The 11,750-nt window shown below is 42.7% G+C and carries 4 protein-coding genes; 2 read left to right on the forward strand and 2 right to left on the reverse strand.

Annotation, left to right across the window (positions count from 1 at the left end):
* Positions 1–120 precede the first annotated feature (120 nt).
* On the reverse strand, positions 121–9,816 hold the full coding sequence (locus ACE1CC_RS00170; protein ID WP_413268452.1) for an nSTAND1 domain-containing NTPase: 9,696 nt from the start codon (positions 9,814–9,816) through the stop codon (positions 121–123).
* 549 nt (positions 9,817–10,365) lie between these two features.
* Between ACE1CC_RS00170 and ACE1CC_RS00175 the strand changes: the two genes are divergently transcribed.
* On the forward strand, positions 10,366–10,995 hold the full coding sequence (locus ACE1CC_RS00175; protein ID WP_413268453.1) for a DEAD/DEAH box helicase: 630 nt from the start codon (positions 10,366–10,368) through the stop codon (positions 10,993–10,995).
* Positions 10,959–11,378, forward strand: coding sequence for a Zn-binding domain-containing protein (locus ACE1CC_RS00180; RefSeq protein ID WP_413268454.1), 420 nt, complete (start codon positions 10,959–10,961; stop codon positions 11,376–11,378). The genes ACE1CC_RS00175 and ACE1CC_RS00180 overlap by 37 nt, the downstream gene beginning before the upstream one ends.
* A 71-nt stretch (positions 11,379–11,449) precedes the next feature.
* Here ACE1CC_RS00180 and ACE1CC_RS00185 read toward each other — a convergent pair whose 3' ends face one another.
* Positions 11,450–11,749 (reverse strand): hypothetical protein, encoded by a 300-nt coding sequence (locus ACE1CC_RS00185; protein ID WP_413268455.1) that lies wholly within the window; start codon positions 11,747–11,749, stop codon positions 11,450–11,452.
* Between the last annotated feature and the right edge of the window lies 1 nt (position 11,750).

Here is an 11,750-nt window from a genome sequence, read left to right on the forward strand (position 1 = left end):
GTTTGCTTTTTCAGGTAGAGGGATGTCAGCCCTATAATTGGGAGTGCGATCGCTCTTTTTTAGAGTCTTAAGATAGAACTTCGCTCGGCAGGCTGCTCTACCGTATTTTAACCATCAGTATTAGTGGCAAGAACTCGATGGATTGTTATTTTGTGGCAGTGGTTCAGGAACAAATATGTACTTGTAAGGACAAGATGGGGGATTAGATTTGACTTTAACTAGTTGAATCTTACTATCCTTGCGATCGCCTGATGGTAGAAATGCCACGTTCTGGCTAGAACCATTAGCAGTAAAACTTTCTGAACGAATCATTTTCGCTACTCCTTCGCGGGTAGGTTCTTTTCTAATTGCTGCAATCAAAGCTTTAGCTGCGTCATAAGCCATCGCTGTGCGCCAGTTAACATCTCCTTTCCAAAGCCTGGTAGAAGTAGTTGAAAATTCTGTATTTCGGTTTGCTCCAATATGCCAGGGAATACCAACCACCATCCCGTTTGCCTCCTTTCCAGCTTTTTCTAAAACTACAGGGCCATACACATCATCTCCTGCTAAAAGCGGAAGTTTGTTTTTGTTTGCTTTTATAACTTCAAGAGCTTTGTCGAGTTTTTCGATACTTGGCATTAATACCAATACTTCAGCACCTTGCTGAATTGACCTTTCAACCACTTGATCTGCCATAAAATTAGAATCTGATAAGTCTATTAGCTTTACTTGCCCATTTTTTGAAGTAACAGCAGATTCAAACTCAGAACTAAGAGATTTGCTATACTCGCTTTGCTGGTTATAAAACACAACAGCTTTTGTCTTATTGAGCGACTTCAACATATACTCGGCTAACCTCTTTGCAGCTACTTTGTCACTCGGGACAGTACGAAAAACGTATCTTCCAAGAACATCATTTGATAATTCAACAGAAGTGCTAACTGGAGAAATTGCCACTAATTTTCTATCGTTATAAATCTTGGCTGCTTCTCTAGTAACATCGCTAGAAAAATGCCCTACAACTCCAAGCACATTGGGATTGTCGGCAAGCTGTTTGGCGATCGCTTGAGCAACTTCTGGCTTGTTGCGATCGTCTGCAATTAACACTTTGAATGGTACTTCTCTACCTCCAGTCGTTCCTACCCATTTGTTATAAAGTTCTTGAGCTTGAGCAACACCCCGGAGAATTTCTAGGGAAATGTTGAGATCGTTTAGGGGAACCGAGACTGCAATGGTGTAGGATTCCTGGCTCCCAATTTCAGCATTATTCAGGTAAATTCGGGTTTCTGGATCGTTGGGGTTGCTTAATAAAGAAGCCTTTAGTCGTTCGGTAGCGGTATCAAAGTCACGAGAGGCGATCGCCTTTACTCCAGCTTGCTTGTCAGGATTTGTAATGGAGCGAAGTAAGATTTTCTTATTAAAAGCGATCGCCTTTACCCCAGCTTGTTTGTCAGGATTTGTAAGAGATGGAAGTAAGATTTTGTTACCAATGCTGATTTCCCCACGTTCTTGAGGCTGATTGATTTCAGACTGATTAATTCCGTCGCACAGATGGCGATCGCTATTTTTTTCATCAAGTGTTGCTAGATATTCACGTACCCAATTACAACTTCGCTCCATCAACTTATCGAATGATTCAATTGGTAGTAACTTAGGATTTCCTCGCTCTCCTACAGTAGCCAATAGCTTTCCATCTTGGCTAAAACTAATACTTTTAATTAGACCTTGATCCGTTTCCCAAGTTGCCTGAGCCTTACCTTCTAAGTTCCACAGACGAACCCTCCCTTTTCCATGAGCACGACCTCCTATGGCCAGTTGTTTACCATCTTGGCTAAACTGCACAAAATCGATCACGTCTGAATCCCCTGTCCATTCCTTAACTGGAGTTAGAGATTGTGGACTGTGTTCTTTGGATGACAAATTCGACAAGTCCCAAAGGCGAACCTTATAGTCAGATCCAACAGTTGCTAATAGCTTACCATCAACGGTACAACTGATACTGGTGAGTCCGTTTATATGCTCTTTTGATGTTTCTGCAAGAAGATTGTTCTCTAAGTCACGCACAAAGGCTTTATCTAGACCTTTTATCACTTTCAGCCCCCTCTCTTTCAAGTTGCAACTATCATCAGTCGGGGGAACGTCTTCTCTCCTATCTTCTATCACTTCACCCTGCAAAGTCCACCAACGGACAGTACCGCTATCTGTTGTGGTTGCTAATGTCTGACCATTTGAACTAAAAGTAACACTTTTTACCTTGTCTTGATTAGCTTTTAATTCCACCAACTGCTGACCAGGTTGTAGGTTCCACAAAGCTATATTACCGTTATCTCCTGCTGTAGCTAGTAGGTTACCTTCTGGACTAAAACTGATATCGTGGAGAGAATCTGAACTTCTTAGAATATCTTTCTCATTTGCTTGCACGTCCGATTCTTTCCAATCAAAAAGGTAGACAAAACCATTATTGCGAGCGATAGCTAAGTATTGACTATTTGCAGGACCAAAACTAATACTCCACCCTCCCCATAGCCCTCCCGATTTCGGCAATTTTTGCTCTGAATCAGATCCCTGTTTCCAGTTCCATAAATGAGCTACGTCCCAATCTCCGGTAACAGCCACAAACTGGCTATCAGGGCTAAAACTAACACTCCTGAGTGGAACTCGATAATTTTTCGACTCTTGCAATTTCTTACCTTTTAAGTTCCAGACGCTGACTGTTCCAGCACCTCCAGCAGTAGCCACAAATTGACTATCCTGACTAAAATTTACACTCAAAATCTGACTTTTCTCTTTTAATTTTACCGATGACTTATCCTGCAAGTTCCAGATAACCGTACCGCCTCCTCCAGCGATCGCCAATAGTCGTCCATCTTTGCTGAAACTAATACTTTGAATCCAACCAATCTTGGCATCCCACTGGTCTAATTCCTGTCCTTCAAAGTTCCACAAGCGAACTATGCCTTTGTCTCCTGCAGTTGCTAATAACTGATTTTTATGACTAAAATCAATACTCTTAATTTGTTTAATTTGACCTTCCTCCCCTTGCCATTTTTTCAATTGCTTCCCCTGTAAGTTCCACAAGGCTATACTGCCGTCATCTCCTGCTGTAGCTATTAGCTGACCATCCGGGCTAAAACGGATTGTGACCTTGCCAGCTTGCTCTGAATGTTTCAAGCGGTTGCGTTCTCTTACTGAATACACTGCCTTTTGTAGAGTTTCCGTTACTTCATTTTTAAGCTGACCATCTTGTTTGAATAATGATAAAAGCGGCAGGAGCCAACTCTCCTTTAAGACTTTGCCTGCTTGTAAGCTTGCCATCAACGCATCCAAATTTTGATTTAACCGCAAGTTTGCTTCTGAGGATTGTCGTAAGGCACGTATTTGCTGTATCTTTGCCTGCTCTTGACCATACCAAGCCACAAGTGCCGCAATAGCCAATACAATTGTCACTCCCCATCTGACCATTTGCCAGAATGTGCTTCTGGTTCCCCTGGTAGTGATGCTTTCCTGCAAAAAGTAAGTCTCAACTGCGTTTAACCAGTTGTCACTTGACTCGTGAATCTCTTTAGCTAACGGCAAGCGCGGATCGTCCCACCAGAGCCACTGTGATATCTCCGAAAATGATCTGGCAACCCTTTTGCCACCTGAAATGAAATCTAATTTCTGAAAATTTCTGTTAATGGCCTGTATATTTTGTTTCTCGCTAGTTTTCGTATTTTCTTGTCTGTTTACCGATCTACCTGGCTGAGAAGCTAATTTGGCTTGTTTAGCTTTTCTAACGTCCTGCCATCGGTTAGAAGCATCGGTCAAGTCTCGTTGCAAGTCAAGCTGGAATTTCTCCAGCTTCTGCTTTGATTGCTTGTTCCGTCGAAACATATCTCCAATGCTAAGTAGCTTCCACCCAAATCCCTGTTTTTTCTGAGACTGCAAGCTTGAATTGGTTTTTTCTTCCGTTTCATCGGATTGCTCTTTCGCCCCATCTAACCAAACTCTAACTTTTTCCCATTCACGGACTAAAGCATCATGAGCAGGCTCAACATAGTCTTGACCTTGGAGATTTTTGCCTTGCACTAATAACCGAGCATCCGAGAAGCGCTTGATTACTTCTGTGCATCGCTTGTTATCTTGTGGATCAGGATACTCTAGCTCTAAAACCAGTACCCGTCTCCTCGCTATCTCACCGCTATCGAAAGCCACCATTCGCAGCATCACCCAGCGTAATATCCTTTTACGAGCTTGTGCTTCCGATTCTTCCAGTAGTTGATCTTTATCATCTTTTGCCAGCTTATCGTATTCTTCAGTTGCTCTGCGCGTTAGGGATCTGGTTACGCCTCCAATCTCGTTATAGTCATCCCAAGTGATCGTGCGATCGGGAGTCGTATGGTTCTTCAGCGCATCTATAAATCGCTGGGCTAGCTTGCGATAAAGTTCACTCAAGGCAAATGATAGTAATGGTAATGCTCCTGGCATATCTGCAACTTCATGAATTAGTTGCTGAACCAGGGTACGGTTGTTCTGTTGTTGCGAGTCGAATAGAATAGCTTTGGTCGCAGCAGGAGCCTCAATCGCTTCTTGCAACTCCTCCCGCGTCATGGGCGGTACAATAAATCGTGCTGCATTCCAAATACGTTCCTCATCTTTGAGTTTTTCTTGAACATCTTGCGACTGACTTGAAAGTTGAGCATTCAGTAGCGGCAGATTTTTATGCTTTTTGAGTTCAGTTTCAATGCTGTCTCTCAACTGGGATTCAAAGTCTGACCGCAACGTTAGAACAATACGTAATCTATCTGAATATTTTTTTAGCAGCTCGGCTAGTTTTTGCAGAAACTTCTCTCGCTCATCCTGCTCGCGGCACTGGGTCACTAACTCTTCAAACTGGTCAATGACTAACAGAAATTTTGTTTGAGCAGGGATGCTATCCAAGTTTTTCTCTTTGAGTGCATTTTCCCATGCTGTTACAGGTGACGTTCCAGGATTAATCAGAATCGGAGTATCATTCCACTTTTCATGTTTGTGGCGATGGTTTTGATTGTCTTGAGTTGATACCAATACCTGCAACTGCTGTGCTTCTTCTGGCGATCGCTTGAGATGGGGAATCAAACCTGCTTTGACTAGACTTGACTTACCAGAACCGGACGCACCCAAAACAACGGTTAGGGGACGTTCGCACACGCGATCGCAAAGTTCTTCAATTAACTTAGTTCTCCCAAAGAACAGTTGGCTATGCTCTTCCTCGTAGGATTCTAAGCCTCGGTAGGGATTGCTTTCTTTGGTATCCTCCAGAGTTGGAGCAGGAGGCAGTTTTGTTTTGTCGAAGTGTTTTGTGAGAAAGACGTACACGCCCTTGTCGTGTTTTTCATCTACTATCCATAACCCAGGAGTCTGACGTTTGTTGCGTTGAGCCGTTTCTAACTCAATCTGGTATCGCACATACTGATACAGTTCATCAGCAGTAATGATTCCATCCCCTTGTGGTTTGTCATCTTTAGCTGGCGGATACGTATCGGCAGTCCCATTTTTTAATCCATTGATCAAAGCATTGGCAAAGGGGGAGTGCGAATCGGCTTCAGAATCGCGATTATTCTCCAGCACCATCTCATCAGCAGCCTTCTGATCGTGTGCTGAAGAAGTGATAACTTGCCATGCTGGGTCGTGAATAAACAAGTCATAATTATCTTTGAAAATCTCCCTGACATGACCGAACTGCCGTGTACTAGACCACCGGAATGCGCCTGAATAGCAGCAGTCCAAAATAATCAAACAGTGGCGGCAGGGCAGTTCTGCTAACACTGTCCTCAACTCGCTCATGGGTAGATATTTCTTAGTATTCCCAAGTTCTGCATCCTGCGGAATTAGAAAACCCTGTGGACCGTCCTCGCTGTTGATAGCAATGCCGTGTCCTGCAAAATAGAACAGAAGGCGGTCATCTGAACCAACCGTTTTTTCGAGAGTCTCCAGCAAAGCTTTGAGGTTTTTTCGGGTTGCATCCCCATCTAGCCATGCCTTGTTTTCAACCCCGCTGGCTGACTTTGATGGCGAAATCAGCGTATATTCATGTTCGCTCTCCAAAATTTCAGCGATTTTCTTCGCATCGTTAACTGCGGTTCGGAGTGGTGGAATTCCTGAGTGGTAATCATTAATACCAATAACCACAGCATAGCTGTTCTCAAAACCTGATTCTGATTTAGAAGTTGATGGAGCGGTAATGTCTGAGATTGCTCTCTTAGTCGATTGACTTGTTAAAGGCTCCTCTGGTGGCTGAGGTGATTGCGGTTGTAGTGAAGTGTTTTCCTTGCCTGGGTTTGGATTATCCCCTGGAGCAATAGGGGGAGGAGAGAGAGGCGTTTTTGAAAGAGTTGTCGAACCAGAATAGTCAGGAAAAGCTCGAGCCACAGCCCTTGCTAAGGCATCTAAACCAGCCGGATGTCGGAAGTATAATAAATGATTGCAAGCAACTTGATCCTGAATGTAAGCCTCTGGCGATCGCTCCTGTGGTACATTGATAATGCTCTTCACAGTTACGGCAATATCATTAACCTCCCCCATAAAAGGAAATTCAATGGCTCGATGCCAAGTTTTCTTAAGAGCCGCGTAAAGTTGATTAATTGCTTCTTTTTGTTCCGAAATCAGAGAAGTATTTCCAGCGATAATACTGTAGGGACACTGCGGATCAGCACAGTCTTTCAACTCTTTAAGAAATTGGGATTTGGTAGGGTGCATCTCATCCAAATTGATATCAATCTTCTCAATCAATGCAACCAGATCCCCCAGCAATTTCGCAGGAGGTATCACAGAAGACAGCGGATTCAATACAATCCCAAGTGCAAAAGTAGCCAAATCTTGCACCGCAGACCAAGGGGAGCCAGCATTAGGAGTTCCCAACATAATTAAATGTTGTACAACTTGATTACCCTGCGACTGCTCAATAAAGCTGCGGGAGACCAGTCCACCCATTGAGTGAGCTATAATATGCAATGTCTTACCATGATTGGGTGTCAGACCAACCGCAGCCAGTTTATCCCTGAGTTGCTTACCAAGCTCTTTAATTGGTGTATTCAAACTCTCATAATCAAACGTCAGCACCAAATCATAAATCTCAGCTAGAGATTTGGATTGCCCATTCACTTTCACTTTGGCTTGTCGTACACTTGGCACCATACTTTCCGTATCGCCGATGATACCGTGAATATAAATAACAATGCGTTGGGCTTTCTGTACTGCTACTTTGATTTGCTGATGGTCTTCTTCGTAGTTGATAGTTCCATCCTCAGCAACACGGGCAACTCTCAGCTTGGGGTAGGGAGAATCATGTCCCAGGTTCTCATATATTATTTTTTGGAAGTAAATTAGGATTGAACCACCGAGGCTGCGCTTCTTTTCGCCTGATATTTGCTCATTATCTAGTGTCGGTAGTCGTTCTATCCGAATCTCAGTGTTACCATCTTTTCCTTTCCCCTGTCCTAAAGGCAGCCAGAACTTCCCATCGTGAGCAACTGGAAGTATGTATTCATCCTGTGTAATGGATTTATTAACAGACAGAACCAATGGGTTTTCGGGAGTCACAGTCCCAATACTATCATTGTCATTCACCTGCAACTCCAGCACGCTTAATCCTGAATCAACCCCTCGGCTAGCGGTGAACTGGAAGGGCTGCGTGTAGTCACCCAAAATTAAAGGCAAAGTAGGATTGCCTATATCTCGCGTTGATGGTGGAACAGAGGATAGGCGAACATTTGCACGTAAACCGGAGTGGGGCAGAATAGTTACTCCAAAGGAGAGGTCAGTAGGAACTTGGTGATTAAGTGAAACAGCATCTTTCGGTCGAACTGTCGTGATGCTAAATTGGCTGGTTACCCAATCATCAATCTCCTTAACCACACCAAATTGTCGGGACTGAATTTGGTACATCAACAAATTAAGCGTATTGAGGCGACTTGGGAGTTCTCGTCTCCCACCACTCAGCTCAACATTGGAGGACGACAAATCATCCTGACAAAGAAGGGTGGCATCAAACTCTGCTGTACTGATGATCAGCTTGAAGACATCCTGATATTCTGTAACTCCTTGTTTCCAAATTTCGTCTGGTACGCTCGCAGGAATATGATCTTGCATTTTACGGTTGCCATTCCAAATACCTGCCCAAACCTCTTGTTTTGGTTCAATCCACAAACCACCATTCTGAGCCAGTTCGCCTTGAGGGAACAAACGTGGTACGCTCACAGAATAGTCTTCCGCTACATCCAGAATGGCGCAGAAGAGCCGTTGATCGTAGGTGTTAGTCAGCTTAACCTGGAATGTCGGTTGCTGCCATTTACCGTTTTTGTACTCATACTTCAGCCGCAGATGAGAGTCTTGAACCTCCTTGCCATTACGGTAGATCTGAACCTTAACCGCATTAGCCGGAATTTGGCTTTCAGGATTAGCCAAATCAATCGTTGTTGTCCAGCGGGCGATGTGTTCCAAATTTTTTACAGCCCTAAAGGTTTTATCGTATCCTTTAAGGGGTTCTACTAATGGGCGATCGTCTGATGGTTTGGTAATTACATACCGCCCATCCTTTGTCAAAAGACAATACTGAGCTTTAGTCAGTTCATGTTCTTCCCGAATATAAAGTGAGGGTTTCTCGCCAGGACCCACCTTTTGAAGTTGTTGCCGTACTAGTTCTAATGGTGCTGGATCTCCTTCCAGATAAATCCCTATGGTTGGAGGCGGCAGAGTGATAGCGATCGCTTTTAGTATGGTATCTTCTGTCAGGTTTGTAGGCTCTTTGGTGAACTTGACAATACTCTTATCTGGTAGCACATCAATAACTTCAACTTCACCATCTGGCTCAGACAGTTGTCGTATTTGCTCTAAAGTACTGCGTTGAGAATAAAGTGCAAGTTTAATAGGAATACTGCTAACTTTTGGTAAACCATGTACTGCTCCCCCATCAATCTCCCAATTATCGCCGTTATGACGCAAGGTAAAGAAAAGCTCTCGGGGCTTAATAATGTCTGAGCCACCCAGAAATGAAAGATTGTCTAAATCTTCGGCATGATTAGCTTCTAATCGCGGAGTTTGATCTTTGATCCGGCTACGGACACGGGAACTGACTTCCTTGAAAAATTCGCGGTAGGAGAGGTTGCTACCAGCTTTGTTCAACGCATCCAACAAAAAGTAAGAAAAAGCACCTCTGGTTTGACCATCACCAGAATATTCACTTGCTCTTTCGCGATCCTGGCAAGCTGCTAACAGTATATGTCGTCCCTCTGGCAAGTCCCAGCCATCTCCGTGCTTTTGTGAAAGGACTGCTGCATCATCAGCAAAAATAAATTCGTTAATCTTTCTAGCCTGCTTGTATGCGGGAGTATGGCGAAGTTTCTGCTTCTGTTCAACATCTCTTGAACCAGAACCAGAATGGCAGCAATCCAGTACTAAGAGAATGTGTGGATTGTGTTCAGCAACTTTAGCAATCAGGTAGCGCAATTCCTTATTGGCTAAATCCCTAGCACTGGTACGGCTATCCCAACACACAAGTGTTTCAAGTTTACCGTCTCGCTCTGAATAAGAGAATTCTGGGGGTGTAGGTTCCTGCGAACCATGCCCACTATAGTAGAATAGTACAACATCATCTTTATCAGCCTGACTTAGGTGTTTTTCAAAGCCGTCAATAACTGCCTGTCGGGTAGCTTGTTGATTAATTAAACATCTGATCTGCAACCGCTTCTCCGGTTCCTCAACTCTCGTTTTTAGATAGTGTTCGATTGCTCGAATGTCGTTAACACATCCCTCTAGCTTGCCTACTTCATTAGGATAATCATCAATGCCAACAAGAAGTGCGTAAATATTACGAGTCATATTGTCACTCCAAAAATACAAGTTGGGGTTTATCTTTCTTTGGATTTCAATGTTAAGGAATAAATTTCCTGCTACTTATCAATGGGTGCAATTTCGCTCAAATATGCAGGCGGAATTATTTTTGGCATCCCATTCTCGGCATTGAGTTAGGTTCTTCAAGTTTCAAAACAACCAACAAGCTTGTGATTATTTGTGTACGTCTCTATAAAATCACTCTATGAGGTAAACAGAAGAAAGGAGCTAACCCATTGTTGAGTTCTGAGCCTCTAAAAAAGGTTAGTTCTAACCTTAACCCTAAGTTGGGGAATAAACCTAAACTTTTGGCCAGGTGTTTTTCTTATTTCTCAGAGGTACTGTGTACTATGTAAAGGTGTGCTCAATGTTGCTATCAATACCTGATAAACTTTACATGGAATGGCTGAAACAAAAAACACCCCAATATAAGCATTTGCAATTAGCTCTTTTATAAACGAAAGATTCCTGGCTTTTTCTAATATTTCTGCCTAACGGCATCAGGAGGGAGAAATATTCAGTTAGGATTTTGTCTTCATGAATTCCAATTCAATCCCCAACTATGCTGCATTAATAAAAGCAAGTAAAGAACATCTCCATCCCCCAGATTGGTTGGCAACCGGGAAATCAATTTATTCTACTAAACATGGATTAGGAGAAGTTGTCGGAATTATTGGTAGTCAATTAGTTGCTAATTTTAGGAAAGAAAATCAACCAATTTCTTTGAACTGGGTATCAGCAATCGCATCTCAAGAATTAATGCCAAGTTCTGAATCACCACAACCATTCTTGGGTGCAGGTTTTGAAGAAATTGGTTTGGGATTAGCAGAAACTATTGCTTATACAGAAACCATTCCCCCTATTGATGGTACACTGTATCCTATTCCAGATGATTTACCAATTGCACTTTCTAATTCATTAAAAGCTGTGGGAATCGAGCAAATTTATTCCCATCAATTAGAGTCATTACAAGCGGTGCGTCAGGGAAAAAATATCTGTATTTTGACACCAACAGCTAGTGGAAAAACTTGGTGTTTTAATATTCCAATTCTGGAATCTTGTCTCACAAGTAATGCTACTGCATTATATCTGTGGTGCAAGTACAAATCAATGCAGCAGGTGCTAGTATCATGGCACGAGAGGTGCAGCATTTGCAAACAAAAATAGGGCGAGAATTACCAGAAGTTCCCGCAGCTTATGCACCATTATGGACGGCATCCCCGACTAGCATTGCACTGCATAGCATCGGACATCAAATTATCTTTGCTGTACCATTGGTGATTCTGAGTTCTAGTTTAGATTTGAATTATTTGGTGACAGAATCAACAGAAACGATTGGCTATTTTTATGATGCTGTAGCTGATGGTAATGGATGTAGTGAAGCAGTGTTTCACCAGTTGGAAAAGTTTGCTCAAAGTGCAGCATCTCTAGCTCGTAATTGCAATTGTGAAGCTGGTTGTCCCAGGTGTCTTTATCTGCATTCTTGTCCCCAAGATAATGAATCTTTGAATAAGCAGATAGGGTTGAAACTCTTGGAGGCGATGTTTTGAGGAAATTTTTATTTCTCATCAAACATAGCTTTTCCAGCATTTAGGAAAAGCTATGTTTTGCTATTTCGAGGTTAAACTACATTTCCTAATTTATTTATTAACCGCAAAATCCGCTCAAAATCTTGACGAATAGTTAGCAGATTTTTTACCCATTTGTTTGCCGAAGCGATCGCTAATTCTTCTTTCTGACGAGCCAAAGAAATTTTCTTCTCAACGTCACCATAAATTTTAGCTTCAACTTCAAAAAGTTGGGTTTCAATTTGACTTTCGAGGTGTTTAGCAATTGAGATAAACTGACTAGTAATTTCCTGGCGAGCTTCAGCCAATTTCTTGTCCAACTCTTCTTCTTTTTTCACGGCATGAATATCCATA

Origin of the sequence: Floridaenema aerugineum BLCC-F46 (assembly GCF_041929345.1) — a bacterium.
Classification (GTDB): Bacteria; Cyanobacteriota; Cyanobacteriia; order Cyanobacteriales; family Aerosakkonemataceae; genus Floridanema; species Floridanema aerugineum.

Excerpts from the sequence above, each read along its gene's own strand:
- ACE1CC_RS00170 (WP_413268452.1), bottom strand. The coding sequence starts at position 9,816 with ATGACTCGTAATATTTACGCACTTCTTGTTGGCATTGATGATTATCCT.
- ACE1CC_RS00175 (WP_413268453.1), top strand. The coding sequence starts at position 10,366 with ATGAATTCCAATTCAATCCCCAACTATGCTGCATTAATAAAAGCAAGT.
- ACE1CC_RS00180 (WP_413268454.1), top strand. The coding sequence starts at position 10,959 with ATGGCACGAGAGGTGCAGCATTTGCAAACAAAAATAGGGCGAGAATTA.
- ACE1CC_RS00185 (WP_413268455.1), bottom strand. The coding sequence starts at position 11,749 with ATGGATATTCATGCCGTGAAAAAAGAAGAAGAGTTGGACAAGAAATTG.